Annotated in this window: 16 protein-coding genes; 2 read left to right on the forward strand and 14 right to left on the reverse strand. The window is 36.6% G+C overall.

Features of this window, described 5'->3' with window-relative positions:
- Positions 1 to 10: 10 nt before the first annotated feature.
- The 4 genes from LG296_RS12305 to LG296_RS12320 all read right to left on the reverse strand — a co-directional run bounded on the left by LG296_RS12305 (position 11) and on the right by LG296_RS12320 (position 4,168).
- Positions 11 to 433 (reverse strand): DUF1801 domain-containing protein, encoded by a 423-nt coding sequence (locus LG296_RS12305; protein WP_107934567.1) that lies wholly within the window; start codon positions 431 to 433, stop codon positions 11 to 13.
- A 130-nt stretch (positions 434 to 563) separates the two neighbouring features.
- Complete coding sequence (locus LG296_RS12310; RefSeq protein ID WP_107934568.1) at positions 564 to 1,214, reverse strand: SIMPL domain-containing protein; 651 nt, start codon at positions 1,212 to 1,214, stop codon at positions 564 to 566.
- 72 nt (positions 1,215 to 1,286) lie between these two features.
- On the reverse strand, positions 1,287 to 1,679 hold the full coding sequence (locus LG296_RS12315) for a VOC family protein (RefSeq protein WP_107934569.1): 393 nt from the start codon (positions 1,677 to 1,679) through the stop codon (positions 1,287 to 1,289).
- On the reverse strand, positions 1,676 to 4,168 hold the full coding sequence (locus LG296_RS12320; RefSeq protein WP_107934570.1) for an ATP-dependent RecD-like DNA helicase: 2,493 nt from the start codon (positions 4,166 to 4,168) through the stop codon (positions 1,676 to 1,678). The genes LG296_RS12315 and LG296_RS12320 overlap by 4 nt, the downstream gene beginning before the upstream one ends.
- 178 nt (positions 4,169 to 4,346) lie before the next feature.
- Here LG296_RS12320 and hisA point away from each other — a divergent pair, with 178 nt between their 5' ends.
- The gene (hisA, locus tag LG296_RS12325) at positions 4,347 to 5,105 is read left to right on the forward strand and encodes a phosphoribosylformimino-5-aminoimidazole carboxamide ribotide isomerase (protein ID WP_107934663.1); all 759 of its coding nucleotides are present in this window, start codon (positions 4,347 to 4,349) and stop codon (positions 5,103 to 5,105) included.
- A gap of 71 nt (positions 5,106 to 5,176) precedes the next feature.
- Here hisA and LG296_RS12330 read toward each other — a convergent pair whose 3' ends face one another.
- From LG296_RS12330 to cymR, 5 genes are all read right to left on the reverse strand, one after another.
- On the reverse strand, positions 5,177 to 6,391 hold the full coding sequence (locus tag LG296_RS12330) for a NupC/NupG family nucleoside CNT transporter (protein WP_107934571.1): 1,215 nt from the start codon (positions 6,389 to 6,391) through the stop codon (positions 5,177 to 5,179).
- Between the two features lie 225 nt (positions 6,392 to 6,616).
- Positions 6,617 to 7,276 carry a lipopolysaccharide assembly protein LapB gene (locus tag LG296_RS12335; protein ID WP_107934572.1) on the reverse strand — a complete coding sequence of 220 codons (660 nt, stop codon included), beginning with the start codon at positions 7,274 to 7,276 and terminating at the stop codon, positions 6,617 to 6,619.
- A gap of 102 nt (positions 7,277 to 7,378) precedes the next feature.
- Positions 7,379 to 8,500, reverse strand: a complete 1,122-nt coding sequence (gene mnmA, locus LG296_RS12340; RefSeq protein ID WP_107934573.1) for a tRNA 2-thiouridine(34) synthase MnmA — start codon at positions 8,498 to 8,500, stop codon at positions 7,379 to 7,381.
- Between the two features lie 21 nt (positions 8,501 to 8,521).
- Positions 8,522 to 9,664, reverse strand: coding sequence for a cysteine desulfurase family protein (locus LG296_RS12345; RefSeq protein WP_107934574.1), 1,143 nt, complete (start codon positions 9,662 to 9,664; stop codon positions 8,522 to 8,524).
- 81 nt (positions 9,665 to 9,745) lie between these two features.
- Positions 9,746 to 10,165, reverse strand: coding sequence for a cysteine metabolism transcriptional regulator CymR (gene cymR / locus LG296_RS12350; protein WP_107934575.1), 420 nt, complete (start codon positions 10,163 to 10,165; stop codon positions 9,746 to 9,748).
- A 115-nt stretch (positions 10,166 to 10,280) separates the two neighbouring features.
- Between cymR and LG296_RS12355 the strand changes: the two genes are divergently transcribed.
- On the forward strand, positions 10,281 to 11,567 hold the full coding sequence (locus tag LG296_RS12355; protein ID WP_107934576.1) for a replication-associated recombination protein A: 1,287 nt from the start codon (positions 10,281 to 10,283) through the stop codon (positions 11,565 to 11,567).
- Between the two features lie 148 nt (positions 11,568 to 11,715).
- On the opposite strand, the gene LG296_RS12360 is transcribed toward LG296_RS12355, so the two are convergent.
- The 5 genes from LG296_RS12360 to LG296_RS12380 all read right to left on the reverse strand — a co-directional run bounded on the left by LG296_RS12360 (position 11,716) and on the right by LG296_RS12380 (position 14,111).
- Complete coding sequence (locus LG296_RS12360; protein WP_107934577.1) at positions 11,716 to 11,928, reverse strand: hypothetical protein; 213 nt, start codon at positions 11,926 to 11,928, stop codon at positions 11,716 to 11,718.
- Entirely contained in the window at positions 11,925 to 12,083 is a 159-nt protein-coding gene (locus LG296_RS12365) for a YvrJ family protein (protein WP_107934578.1), read from the reverse strand. The genes LG296_RS12360 and LG296_RS12365 overlap by 4 nt, the downstream gene beginning before the upstream one ends.
- Positions 12,076 to 12,636 carry a sigma factor-like helix-turn-helix DNA-binding protein gene (locus tag LG296_RS12370; RefSeq protein ID WP_181417915.1) on the reverse strand — a complete coding sequence of 187 codons (561 nt, stop codon included), beginning with the start codon at positions 12,634 to 12,636 and terminating at the stop codon, positions 12,076 to 12,078. Before LG296_RS12370 ends, LG296_RS12365 begins: the two co-directional genes overlap by 8 nt.
- Positions 12,637 to 12,983: 347 nt before the next feature.
- Positions 12,984 to 13,502: a hypothetical protein gene (locus LG296_RS12375; protein WP_107934580.1), complete on the reverse strand. Its 519-nt coding sequence runs from the start codon at positions 13,500 to 13,502 to the stop codon at positions 12,984 to 12,986.
- Between the two features lie 210 nt (positions 13,503 to 13,712).
- Positions 13,713 to 14,111 carry a hypothetical protein gene (locus LG296_RS12380; protein WP_107934581.1) on the reverse strand — a complete coding sequence of 133 codons (399 nt, stop codon included), beginning with the start codon at positions 14,109 to 14,111 and terminating at the stop codon, positions 13,713 to 13,715.
- Positions 14,112 to 14,272: the final 161 nt, after the last annotated feature.

A 14,272-nucleotide genomic window follows, 5' to 3' on the forward strand; every position in this document is an offset into this window, starting at 1 on the left:
AGGTTTCAACTTATGGATACATTTTTTGTAAAAAAAATATCGAGTCTGTTATTAATTCCTTTAACACGTCTTCATTTACATCAGCTAACTTATTTATATAGACACAGGCTTTACCAGATGTGTGCTTTCCGAAACGCTCTAATAGTTTTTCCCTAGCGCTATCACCTGTTGCAAAATATAAACTGATTTTTGCTTTTCTAGGAGAATACCCAACAAGTGGTGCATCCCCTTCATGCCCAGATTCATACTTATAATGGTAAGAACCGAAGCCAATAATACTCGGCCCCCACATTTTAGCTTCGAAACCCGAAGTCTCTTCAAATATTTTTAAAAGCTTATATGCATCTTCTCTTTTTTTGGCGCTATCAACAGATTCTATAAATTCAATTACGCTTTGATCTGTTTCTTTTGTTTTTTGTTCATATTCCGCCATAATGCACCCTCTCCTTCTTGTCAGTATTGCTGCAAGGTAAATATATTTTATCCACTCTAACTTCTTCATTTACTGTTACTTTTCCTCTTCATAAAAAAAGAGAACCTACAAAATATAAGTTCTCCAGCATTTAAAATTGATATTTTACATTTAAAGTTGCTTCTACAGTAATCATGCCCTGTTCAATTGGGGTTTCAAAGGAGCTTTGCGTTACAGCAACCGTTCTTAAAAGAATCGGACCACCGGAAGTTTCTTCTATAATCTCAACTGGTAGCGGCTTGTAAGTAAGTCTAAGGGATGATGCAATAGCATCCGCTTTTTCATGCGCATTCTGAAGTGCCAATTGTAACGCTTTCTGATAGTGGAGAGAATCGTTTGCTAACTTAAACTCTAACTGAGAAATGCGGTTGGCACCATTTTTTATAGCTGTATCAATAACTATGCCTACACTATTTACATCATGCACATTTACTGTTAGTCCGTTTGAAACCTCGTATTCTCGAAATACTTGCTTTCCTTCTACAAAATCATAGCGTGGAAAAACATTAAAAAAAGCAGTTTGAATATCATTCCGATTAATATTCAATGCCAATAAAGCTTGTATGACCTGATTCATTCTTTGAGCATTTTCTCTTTGAGCTGTAGATAAGTCACTTGATTGGGTTACGACCTCAATTTGCAATTCTGCATAATCAGGCTTCACTTCAATTTTACTATTCCCTACTACTGAAATTATACGAGGCTTGTGAGAAGGATGTTGAATTAAATTTTGATAATCCATCAATATCCCCTTTCCTTTTCATAGAACTACTATATGCTTGAAAAGTAGAAATTTGCCACGTTTTTCAGTTAGTTAGTGAAGATTTAACTGCCATGATACACCAAAGGTATCTTGAACCCAGCCAAACTTTTTGCTAAACCCATAGCTAGCAAGAGGCATTAAAACCAGCCCATTTTCAGCAAACCTCGTAAAAGCCTCATCTAGCTCTTGTTCTGTATCGAAATCTAAAAACATCGAAATTGACGGGGTAAAGGTAAATTCATGCTTGATATTACTATCATTAAAGTAGAATTCTTGGCCATGTAGCTTAACTACTGCATTTGCTATTTTTCCCTCAATCTCAGGAGCTTCTGGTCCATACTTCACCATCGAAACGATTTCTAAATCTTTAAAAACAGAAGCGTAGAACTGGATAGCTTCTTCAGCTTGACCTTGAAACATTAAAAACGGGGTTAACTTTGTCATTTTACACTCTCCTTTTCATCCTCTAAAAAATCATACGGCGATAAACCTTTCATCCCTATTAAAGGATGAATATAAGGAGCGGTTTCCACATTTAAGACTGGCGCGATTACCTCTCCATTAACTTGCACCGCTTCTTGTTGCTCGTTTACTTCTGTCGATTGATTCAAGGCCTTTGAAGCTTCCTTCGTAACACCTTGCTCAACCTTTTCAATTTCATCGATTTCCATTGGATTCAATCTTGCCTTTAAGCTTGTTAAACGCAACAAATCATCTGTTTTGGACAGACCGGCAGTAAAGACATCTGGTTCTCCACATAAAATTAAAAAGTTTTTAGCTCTCGTAATTCCTGTATAGAGGAGATTACGCCGAAGCATTTTTGAATAGCCTCGCACAATCGGCATAATGACCGTTGGGAATTCGCTCCCCTGTGACTTATGAATGGAACAACAATAGGCAAGGGTAATTTGATTCAAATCTCCCCGTTGGTATGTAACTTCATTACCATCATAGGAAACAACAAGTAAATCCTGCTTTTCGATGTTCTCCTTTGCTCGAAGGATTGCAATAACTTCCCCCATGTCACCATTAAAGATATTACTTTCTGGTTGATTGACAAGCTGTAATACTTTATCACCAATTCGATAGGTTACATCTCCAAAGACAAGCTCTTTTCGTTTCCCATCATTATTAGGATTAACTAATTCCTGAATTTTTTTGTTTAACATATCGATTCCAGCTGGTCCCTTGTACATTGGAGCTAATACTTGAATATCACGAATCGATTGACCTTTTGCAACAGCACTTTTAACTACCTGTGTAACTACACTTGCAACTTGATCTGCTGATGCTTTAATGAAAGAACGATCACTTGTTTTATTTTCTACAGAGCTTGGGATATTTCCTTTTTTAATCTGATGGGCTAATTCAATAATCGTAGAGCCCTCAGCTTGACGGTAAACATCGATTAATTCTACTGTGGGCACTTTTTTAGATGCCAACAAATCCTTTAATACTTGTCCAGGTCCAACTGGCGGCAATTGGTCTTGGTCTCCTACAAAAACAACCTGTACATCCTCACTTATACTTTTTAGAAGTTGATGTGCTAGCCAAGTATCGACCATCGACATCTCATCAATAATGATAAGACGTCCCTCGATTTCACGTTCTGTTTCTTCTTCTTTTTCTTGCCCGTTAAATCCGAGCAAACGATGAATCGTCATTGCAGGAAGATCCGTCGACTCTGCTAATCTTTTCGCAGCTCTTCCTGTAGGTGCAGCTAATACAATTGGAAACGGCTCTTCTTTTTGTGCATATTCCTTTGGATTTAATGACAGGCCATGAAGCTCTGCATATACCTCTACAAACCCTCGAATTACAGTTGTTTTCCCTGTCCCAGGTCCACCAGTTAAAATCATAAGAGAGGAATTAAGTGCACACTCGATGGCCTTCGCTTGTGTTTCAGCATAAGAAACCTCTAACCGTTCTTCAACTTCCCCAATAGCTTTCCGAATTTCATCCTTTGAAAATCGTGGTTTTCCGTTTTGATTTAACAGCTCCAAAATTTTAGAGGCGATCCCAACCTCACTATAGAATAGAGAAGGTAAATAAAGTCGCGTTTCTTCACCGCAAATTTTACTTTCCTCTCTCATTTCAATAATGGCTTTCGAGATTGTCTCGTAAGGAATTTGTTGGGGTTGGCGTTGTTCAAGCATCGATTTTACTTCTGGTAAAACATGCTCTGCGTCTAAATACACATGTCCATCCGAAAGCGATGCGTTGGTTAACACATGTAATACCGCCGCTTTTATGCGATCTGGATGTGCTCCAGTGATTCCTAGCTTACTTCCCAGCTCATCTGCCCGCCCAAATCCGACACCCTCAACATCCTCTATAAGTCGAAACGGATTTTCGGTAAGAAGTGTTATGGTTTCTTCACGGTACGTTTGATAGATTTTCATCCCAAGTTGCGGACCAAAACCCCATTCGTTGAGCTTAATCATTACCTTCTCTAGACCGAGATTTTGTTCTAAGGTCTCACGAATTTTGGACTTTTTCTCGTCATTTAAACGTGGGACGCTATCTAGCGCATAGGGATCCTCCATAATAATACGGATTGCATCAACACCTAATTTTTCCACAATTATTTCAGCAGTTTTTCGTCCTATACCTGAAAATAAGTCACTCGATAAATAATGGATAATCCCCTGTTCCGTAGCTGGCACCTCTTTGACGAAGGTTTCCACTTGAAATTGTTGCCCATATTTCGGATGAGTTTTTAAAACGCCCGTAAATCGATATAACTCTTCTTCGTTTAGCTTTGGAAAATAGCCTACTACGATAATTTCCTTGTCGTCATATTGTAAATTTGTTTCTTGTATTTTTACTCGAACAATTGAATACATATTCGTCGCATTATGAAAAATGGACACAATTGGACGGCCAAGAATAAACAATTTATTCACTTCAAATAAATTAAGATTTTCTGCCATCCTTACTACCTCTTCTCTTGCCATAATACTTATAATTTTACCATATGAAAGGATAACTGTCTTATAATGAAAAAGATTGGCTACCTCGAATTTTTTGATTTTGAATGCTATGATAATTATGTAACTATTCGTATTTAAATACAGCAACTTTTTAATTGAGAAGGGATTTGTGAAAGAAGTGGAATTTAGACCTTGTATTGATTTGCATGATGGAAAAGTTAAACAAATCGTCGGAAGCACGTTAGGCCATCAAGACAAAAGTGTAGTTGAAAACTTTATATCAGAAAATGATTCAGCTTATTTTGCGACAATGTTTAAAGAAGATGGCTTAACTGGAGGGCATGTCATTATGCTCGGTTCCGGTAACGAGGAAGCAGCACTGCTTGCACTGCAAAGCTATTCAAGCGGTTTACAAATCGGGGGGGGCATTACCTCCGAGAATGCAAAAAAATATATCGAAGCCGGTGCATCTCATATTATTGTAACCTCCTATATTTTTCACGACGGGAAATTAGACTTAGCTCGATTAGAAAAGCTCGTAGAAGCTGTTGGCAAAGAACATATAGTAATTGATTTAAGCTGTAGAAAACGCGATGGCAAATGGTTTGTTGTAACTGATAAATGGACAAAATTTAGTGATTTTGAGGTAAATGAAGCATCCATCAGCTATATCGAACAGTTTTGTGACGAGCTGTTAATCCATGCGGTGGATGTGGAAGGAAAAAGAAGTGGGATGCAAGAAGAATTGGTAAAAGACTTAGCCCTTTGGACATCCATCCCTACTACATATGCAGGTGGTGTACGCTCACTAGAAGACCTGCAAAAATTTAAAGACCTTTCTAACGGAAAATTACATGTAACAATCGGAAGTGCACTAGATATTTTCGGAGGAGATTTGAGTTATCACGATGTTGTTTCTTTTTGTAAAATGGAATAATAGTAGACATCTCCTTTTAATATCCAACAATTAAAAGCGTACAAATCACTTTTCGATTTGTACGCTTATTTTTATAAAAACATACCCGCTATAGCAGCATTGACTAGCGATGCTAAGGTACCAGCGATTACAGCTCTTACGGCTAGCTTTGCAATAATTGGCCTTCTGCTTGGTGCCATTGAACCTAAACCACCTATCAATATTGCCATTGAGCTAAGATTTGCAAATCCACATAACGCAAAGCTAATAATCATGACAGTTTTTTCGGTAAGCTCCGGTATAACTGGTCCAAAGTTTGAGTAAGCAACAAACTCATTTAAAACAAGCTTCTGCCCTATAAATGAACCGGCTTCTATTGCCTCACTCCATGGTACTCCGATTGCAAATGCCAATGGAGAAAACACATAACCTAAAATTCCTTCAAGTGTTAAGCCTCCAAAACCAAATAGCCCACCAATGCCACCTAATATCCCATTGATTAATGCTATTAAGGCAATGAAAGCGAGCAGCATCGCTCCTACATTCACCGCAAGCTTTAATCCGTCTCCTGCTCCACGCGCAGCAGCATCTATGACATTTGCCGATTCAGTGTCTTTATCTAGCTTAAAGTTCGATTCATTGACTTCTTCCGTTTCTGGCAACATTAGCTTTGCCATCACCAACCCTGCCGGAGCAGCCATAAAGCTTGCAGCTATTAGATATTCTAATGGAACACCTAGTAATGAATAGCCCACAAGCACTGAACCCGATACAGATGCCAACCCACCTGTCATAACAGCAAAGAGCTCTGACTTTGTCATCTTCCCTAGAAACGGTCTAATAACTAGTGGTGCTTCAGTTTGACCAACAAAGATATTGGCCGCTGCATTCACAGATTCTGCTTTACTCGTTCCAAGTAATTTGGACAATCCTCCACCTAAAAACTTGATGATTAGTTGCATAATTTGCAGGTAGTACAAAACAGAGATTAATGCTGAAAAGAAAATAATGATGGTTAAAACACTTAATGCAAAAACCATCCCACCAGTAAATTCGGGATCAGCTAAAGGACCAAATAAAAATGAAATCCCTTCATTGGCATAGCTTATTAGTTTTTGTACAGCATTTGATATTTCAACTAAAATATTTCTGCCAAATTCCCACTTCAAAACGATAAATGCGAAGATCAACTGAATTGCTAAACCTCCGCCGATTGTACGCCAATTAATGTCTTTCCTATTACTAGAAAAGACATATGCAATTAATAACACAACGAAAATCCCTAAAATACCCCATAAAATATTCATATAAACACCTGCTTTACAAATTTAAAAAACTTGAATTCACTAAAACAAGGGACAAATAAGAAGCGCATTTTACTACTCATTTCATTCCCTAAGTCCATTGAAAGAAACTAAATTTCTTTTCTTAGTATCCTGCTTCTTGGCAAAATCATTCTAATTAAATTTGCAAAGCAAAAAAGGAGTTGTGTCTCAATCACTCGAGAACAACTCCTTATATCCTTTTATGAATTAGTTATGTCTTTGACTAATCATATCGTAAATATATTTTGCTTGGTCAAAATTTGAATCGATTGTATAGGCTTCCTTCAAATGCTCCATAGCTAATGCTGTATCTTCAGTAGATACTGCGTAAAGAACGCCTAAATTATAATGAGCATCTGCACTTTTCGGATTCTTGACTAACACAAATTCAAGCTCATCCTTTGCTACATCAAACATTTCTAATGTACAGAGTAAAATCCCATATGATAATCGAATTTGCAAATCGTTCGGGGCAAGCTCTGCAGCTCTTTGCATATATGGAAGTGCAAGCTTTACTTTTTCATCTCTTTCGAAGGATTTGGCAAGCATATAGTAAGCATCTGCACCTTGAATCCCATGCTCGATCGCTTTTTGATACAGCTTTGCTGCTTCAATGTAACGTTCTGCATCGTAGTATAAGTTAGCTAAGCCATAGTATGCAGTAGCAGTTTTTTCATCAACCGTTATTGCTTTTTGGAAAAAACGCTCCGCTCGTTCACTATCATTCATCGCTGCTAATAAATTACCAAAATTAACATAACCTATAGCTTCATCGGGATTATTTTCAATTGCTTCAGTAAATGCTTTTGCTGCATCTTCATATCGTTTTTCCTGGAATGCAATAATTCCTATTTCGTTATAATCCATTATCTTCACCTCTAAACTAAGGGCATACTGCCATTTTTATAACACTAAGCCTTCGTTTGAATTATGTAGAACTTTTTAAGTAAAGGACAAAGTTGAGTGTCCTTATCCTACATACGTTAATTTTTCACTATTTTTGAATACTTCATCAATAGTCCCGCCACCTAGACATTCATCGCCATCGTATAATACGACCGCTTGACCAGGTGTAATAGCACGTACAGGCTCTTGGAAAGTAATCAGTGCTGTCCCGTCCTCTAAAAGCTCTACTTCAACAGGAGTATCCTCTTGGCGGTAACGGAATTTTGCTGTACAGCTAAATTTAGAAGATTTGTCCTTATTCGATGTAAAGCTCATTTTTACAGCTTTTAAAGAAGTCGAGTAAAGCGCATCATGGTGGAAGCCTTGTTCAACATATAGTACATTGCGTTCTAAATCCTTCCCAATAACAAACCAAGGATCACCGTCTCCACCAATTCCTAAGCCGTGACGTTGACCAATTGTATAGTACATTAAACCATCATGGGTACCCATAACACGTCCATCAAACGTTTCCATTTTACCAGGCTGTGCAGGTAGGTATTGACTTAAAAATTCTTTGAAATTACGCTCACCGATAAAGCAAATACCTGTAGAGTCTTTTTTCTTTGCTGTTGCAAGGCCTGCTTCTTCAGCAATTTTACGAACCTCTGGCTTTGCGATATCCCCAATCGGGAACATAACATGCTTTAATTGGTCCTGAGATAATTGATTTAGGAAGTAGGTTTGGTCCTTATTATTATCCACACCGCGCAGCATAGCTACCTCACCATCACGTTCTTCTACACGAGCATAGTGACCTGTTGCTAAATAATCTGCACCCAGCTTCATAGCGTGGTCAAGAAACGCTTTAAACTTGATTTCTTTATTACACATAACATCCGGATTTGGTGTACGACCTGCTTTATATTCTTCAAGGAAATAAGAAAATACTTTGTCCCAATATTGTTTTTCAAAGTTTACTGCATAATATGGGATACCAATTTGGTTACACACTTTAATAACATCATCATAATCCTCTGTTGCTGTACATACTCCAAATTCGTCTGTATCATCCCAGTTTTTCATAAATATTCCGATTACATCATAGCCTTGTTTTTTTAATAAGTAGGCTGCAACTGACGAATCGACCCCACCAGACATTCCAACAACAACACGGATTTGTGATGGGTCTCTTGTTTCTACCATTGTCGTTTCACCTTTTCTATATTAATTCGCTAGCCTTTTTACAATCTTCGCTGTACGTTCGGCTGCTTGCTTAATCATTTCTTCTGTTATTTCGAGTCCAAAACTAAACCGAATTGAGTTACGGAGTTCTTCTGTATCATTGCCAAACATTGCTACTAGTACGTGAGACGGATCAATTGAACCAGCAGTACACGCAGAGCCACTCGAAGCATAAACACCTGACATATCCAAATTAACTAAGAAGGATTCTACTTCCATCCCTTTAAAGCTAATATTTAATACATGTGGCAATGCATGCTCAGCATTTCCATTAACCTTGTAATCAATCTTTTCACTATCTAATACATTTAGGAAAATATCTCTAAAATGTTTATATTGTGCTTGTTTTACTTTCATCTCGTTTTGAGCGATCTCTACAGCCTTTGCAAAACCAACTGCTGCTGGTACATTTTCTGTACCTGCTCTTCTTTTCTTTTCTTGCGAGCCACCAAAAAACGTTGCACTTAATGGAGTACCTGAACGTTGATATAAAAAACCAATTCCCTTTGGTCCATTTAACTTATGACTAGAGACACTTAGTAAATCAACCTGAAGCTCATCCACATTTAACTTTTCAATTCCAAATGCCTGAACTGCATCTGTATGAAAAATAGCTTGATGCGCCTTCAAAACCTCACCAATCTCTGCAATTGGCTGAACTGTCCCTACTTCATTATTACCGTACATAATTGTTACAAGAATAGTATCCTCACGTAGTGCCTTTTTAAAGTCTTCAATCAAGATTCGACCGCTCTTGTCTACCGGTAAATAAGTAACCGCATATCCTTCTTTTTCAAGCTTTTCACATGCATTTAGTACTGCGTGATGCTCGATTTGAGTTGTGATAATATGGTTTCCTTTAGATTGAAGAGCATTGACTACACCAAAAATCGCCGTATTATCTGCTTCAGTTCCACCGCTTGTCATGATAATTTCCGTATCCTTTGCACCAATTGCACGGGCTAAACTAGTACGAGCATCATCTAAAACCTTTCGCGCTTTTCTACCTGCTGTATGAATGCTAGAAGGATTGCCGAAAGTTTCTCTAAAAGCTTGGCTCATCACTTCAATTACCTCAGGATGCATTGGTGATGTCGCGGCATGGTCTAGATATATTGTTTCCATCGTAAATCAAAAGCTCCTTTAAGAACTGTATAAACAGTTATTAGTATATAAAAGTAATTATTAGTTACGGGTTAGCCTCTATTAAATATAGAACATGTAACCATCTACATCGGTTTCATCATTGTAATTTGCAAGGTCTTCAATCGAAGTTGTATCGAGTACGTTTTTCACAGCGTCACGAATTCTCATCCATAGCTGCTGCTGTGGTACCTCCTCGTTTTCAATTCCTTCGACTGGTTGAATTGGTCCCTCTAACACTTTAATCACATCAGCTGCTGAGATTTGATTTGGAGGTAATGCCAATAAATAACCACCATATGCTCCACGGACACTTTTAACTAAACCAGCAATACGCAATGGTGAAACAAGCTGCTCTAAATAGGCTTCTGATAATCCTTTTTCTGCTGCAATTTGTCGCAATGGAATGGGTCCATCTCCATAATGTTTTGCTAATTCAATCATAATTGTTAATCCGTATCTACCCTTTGTAGAAATTTTCATTATAACACCTCTATTTTTCTTGTCCATTCTTTAGCTCAAGTATATCATAAATCCTTTAATTCCACTTGGAAAAGCACTAATATAGAAGTAGTAAAGTCATATGGAGGAGGAAGACATGCACAACGAACCTTTAGCATATCGAATGCGCCCACGAAATCTAAACGAGGTTATCGGGCAGCAGCATATAGTTGGAAAAGATACAGCACTGTACAAAATGATCTATAACGGTCATGTCCCTTCAATGCTTTTATATGGTGAGCCAGGAATCGGCAAGACTTCAATTGCCTACGCTATTGCCGGCAGCTCAAAGCTTCCCTTTTTCGCTCTAAATGCAACAAATGCAGGAAAAAAAGATGTGGAACAAATCGTTTCAGAAGCAAGAATTGCGGGGAAGGTCATATTATTTCTAGATGAAATCCATCGTTTCAATAAATTACAGCAAGATACACTTTTACCACATGTAGAAAACGGGTCAATTGTTTTAATCGGAGCTACAACTGAAAACCCCTTTCATGATGTGAATCCAGCTATCCGTTCAAGATGTGGTGAAATTCTTCAGCTTAAACGACATAGCCAGGAGGATATTGCACAGTTAGTTTCAGCTGCTCTATCTGACGCGGACAGAGGGCTTGGTAAAGAGGTTATCGAAATTACTGAAGAGCAAATAGACAGAATTGCCTTAGCTTCAAATGGGGATGCCAGAAAAGCTTTAACACTTTTAGAATCGATTTTCTATGCTTCTGATGAAGTAGATGGCAAGGCTATTGTTGAGGATCATATCATTGAGCACCTATCGCAAAGAATTGGTGTCTATGGAGATAAAGGCGGCTCACATTATTACAACTTACTCTCGGCGCTACAAAAATCAGTGCGAGGCAGTGATACAAATGCAGCGGTATATTATTTAGCCCATCTTCTTGAAAATGGAGATTTAATCGCTGTATGTAGAAGACTACTAGTGATGGCATACGAGGATATTGGTCTTGCGAATCCCGCTGTGGGTGCACACGTCTATGCAGCAACGGAAGCAGCTAAAACCTTGGGGCTACCCGAAGCACGAATTCCATTAGCAAACGCAGTCATTGAAATGTGCTTATCTCCTAAATCAAATTCTGCATACTCTGCATTAGATGCAGCTACAGCAGCTATCCACGAAGGTAAAACCGGAGATATTCCATCCCATCTTCGAGATAGCCATTATGCAGGGGCCAAGGTTCTAGGACATGTTGGATATCAATATCCCCATGACTATCCAATAGGTACATTTGGAGGCTGGGTAAATCAAGAATACCTGCCTGAAAGCCTAACAAATATAGAATTTTACAAACCAGTTTTAGCAGGGGAAGAAAAGCGTACTGCTGCCATTTATGAAAAATTAAAAACGTTCAAAAATAAAAAATAACAAAGTAAAAGAAGTTATCCACGGTCATCGGATAACCTCTTTTTCATCTAATAATTAAACATATTTAAAATTTTAATAAAAAGGTTGTTATTTGAACTTTCCAACCCCCTTTTAATAAATGTGTATTAAATCAGTTCGATTATTTAACCTATTCTTTCTGTTGTTCTTTTTCGAGTAATTCAAAAAATGTTGGGATTCTTTGGAATGTCCTTGTCTTTAACCCTTCCAAAATCTTTAGAATTATCTCATGTTCTAAATCGTCACGATTTTTTGGATCTGTTTGTGTTAACTCTTTCTTAATTTTCGGCTTAAGCAGCTCAATCAGCTCTAAGGGCGAGATATGCTCTTTTATAGGAATCACTCCTTGTCTCTTCTATAATCCATTTCAATTCTTAGTGCCTGAATCGATTGTTCAAGACATTCAATTTTCTTTTCGAACCTGAATAATAGGTACATCGAGATGACAATAGGAAAACCATTGTTACTAATTAAGTTAACTAATTGATCTTCAAGCATTTATCAATCGCCTCACCTTCGCTAAAGCGTTATTTTTGGATTTTGATATAGCTTGTTGCGTCACATTTAACTTTTTACTTATTTCTGTGTCTGAAATATTAATAACATAGGCCAGATATAAAATTTGCTGTTGCCGCTCATTTAACGACTGTATAGCTTTGAACAACCTCGGATGCTGAATATACTGATTTAACTCATGACTCAGCTTTTCTTGAAAACGTGTAGTAGCCGATTCATCCACAATCATTTCCTTGAAAGAGTTGTAGCCTTCATTTTTACTCCCGTTACCATCGTTACTAGAGCTATCTAGCGTTAATACATAACGTTTTTCGTATTTTCTTCTTTCCATATCAAAGTGGCGAGCAGTAAAATAGATTATTTTAGAAAAATAAGCAATAGCACGAATACGAATATAAAATTGTACAAATCGTTCATCAAGTAATTTCTTCAACCATTCACTAGGCGACTCACAGTATTGCTTATAAAGCTCCCAATGCTCCAGTTCTCTTAAAAACGCTTTTAATAATGGGTTCTTAAATTGAGTTTCCTCCATCCTCATACCCCCTTAAAAGAACATTTGTTTCATTATAGTTAAACCTAAAAATACTTAAAAGAGTACATATACCAAATTATTGAAGTATTTTTTAATAAAATAGCCTATAATTTCGACTAATTTTGAAACGATAGTTATTCGTTTTAGACTGGAGAACTTAGGATTTTTTTAAATAGAATTGTGGTATGTTGAAATAATCAAGTTAGCATTTATGTATCTTATAAAGGACAATCTTTCCCTAAAATAACAACCTTTTATAACTTTAAACAGTAAAATGAGGAAAAGGAATTATGTTTTCATGTAAAAAAAGGTAAAGTTGCAATAATGCGACTCTACCTTTTAAACAGTTATTTTAAGAATAAACTCGATGCTTTTGAATAATAATTAAAGCAATCAACTATTCTATTATCTTGCTCTATAATGGATTGTTCAAATTCCACTTGTTTTCCCTTAACTTGTGAAATTTCCTCATAGCTTTTAGCAATCTCGTTTAAGTATTCCGCATGTCCTTCCTTTTGTACATCCGGAATACAGTTAGCAGCTAGCGTAATCAACTCTAAAACTTGATTTTTTACCGCTTCTTTATTTGTTACTTTTAAATGATAATAAGAAATCGTATGGAAATAGATTAATCTGAATGAAATGTTTAAAAATAAAATGGCAGACGTATTCTCCTTAGGCTTATCCCCATTAGCCTCCATAAAGCCATTGTAATAGATTGTAGCCTTTTCAAGTAGTTCGTCTAACTTATCGTAGGCTACTTCCCATTTTTGAGATGTATCTATATAATTAAACACAATCTCATCCAATTGCTCTTTAATTTGAAGTAAATACACAGCATTCTTCAAAGGTACTTTTGTTGACACTTATATCCCCCTCCCCGTTACTCCCCTTTATAAAGGTAAGAATACTATAACAATATTACTAGCATAATTTTAAGGAAGTTAAAAATTCACGCAAAAAATGTGATATAAATGTAAAAAAGTTTCTTTTTTTAGCTTTCTTTCCACTGTTATCCTTCGATTTTTCCACTGCAAAATATGTCGAAAATCATTATATAAGTAAAATAATATTTTCTATAATACCCTTAATACATATTTGGGATATAGCCCATGAACTAAATTATATTTTTCACTTGAAAGCCCTTCTTTGGGAATCTCAATTATTGTGTCCTTTACAATTTTCAAAATAGAATTTCTAGAACCGTAGAATATCCATGTTACTTCGTCTATCCAATGAGCCTGTTTATGATTTTCTGACTGAAAAAAATTCTTATCGGCTAATACTTTCGCCATTTTATAAAAGCCCTCACACATTTGATATTGTTTTGTAGAAAAGTTAAATTCAGGCTCTACAACTTGGTTGATATCATAAATATGAATCACTTTTTGAAGACTATCAATAGCTATTTCTACAGAACTAATTTCATCTAATAGATTTAAACCTCTATATTCTAGCTCGAAAATTCCACTCAAAATTATCCCCTCATTTCCTGTCTAATTATATTCTCTTATATATTTAAACAAGTTTACCTTTTTTTCTATTAATATAGTGACAAAAGAAAGAAATTAATGTATAAATTAATCAAATATACTTAATTTTTCATCGTTAATAGATAGTACTAAAGGGGGTTACA

Source organism: Ureibacillus chungkukjangi, assembly GCF_044795995.1.
Classification (GTDB): Bacteria; Bacillota; Bacilli; order Bacillales_A; family Planococcaceae; genus Ureibacillus; species Ureibacillus chungkukjangi.

Coding starts and splice junctions, on each gene's coding strand:
- LG296_RS12305 (WP_107934567.1), bottom strand. CDS start 433: ATGGCGGAATATGAACAAAAAACAAAAGAAACAGATCAAAGCGTAATT.
- LG296_RS12310 (WP_107934568.1), bottom strand. CDS start 1,214: ATGGATTATCAAAATTTAATTCAACATCCTTCTCACAAGCCTCGTATA.
- LG296_RS12315 (WP_107934569.1), bottom strand. CDS start 1,679: ATGACAAAGTTAACCCCGTTTTTAATGTTTCAAGGTCAAGCTGAAGAA.
- LG296_RS12320 (WP_107934570.1), bottom strand. CDS start 4,168: ATGGCAGAAAATCTTAATTTATTTGAAGTGAATAAATTGTTTATTCTT.
- LG296_RS12330 (WP_107934571.1), bottom strand. CDS start 6,391: ATGAATATTTTATGGGGTATTTTAGGGATTTTCGTTGTGTTATTAATT.
- LG296_RS12335 (WP_107934572.1), bottom strand. CDS start 7,276: ATGGATTATAACGAAATAGGAATTATTGCATTCCAGGAAAAACGATAT.
- mnmA (WP_107934573.1), bottom strand. CDS start 8,500: ATGGTAGAAACAAGAGACCCATCACAAATCCGTGTTGTTGTTGGAATG.
- LG296_RS12345 (WP_107934574.1), bottom strand. CDS start 9,664: ATGGAAACAATATATCTAGACCATGCCGCGACATCACCAATGCATCCT.
- cymR (WP_107934575.1), bottom strand. CDS start 10,165: ATGAAAATTTCTACAAAGGGTAGATACGGATTAACAATTATGATTGAA.
- LG296_RS12355 (WP_107934576.1), top strand. CDS start 10,281: ATGCACAACGAACCTTTAGCATATCGAATGCGCCCACGAAATCTAAAC.
- LG296_RS12365 (WP_107934578.1), bottom strand. CDS start 12,083: ATGCTTGAAGATCAATTAGTTAACTTAATTAGTAACAATGGTTTTCCT.
- LG296_RS12370 (WP_181417915.1), bottom strand. CDS start 12,636: ATGGAGGAAACTCAATTTAAGAACCCATTATTAAAAGCGTTTTTAAGA.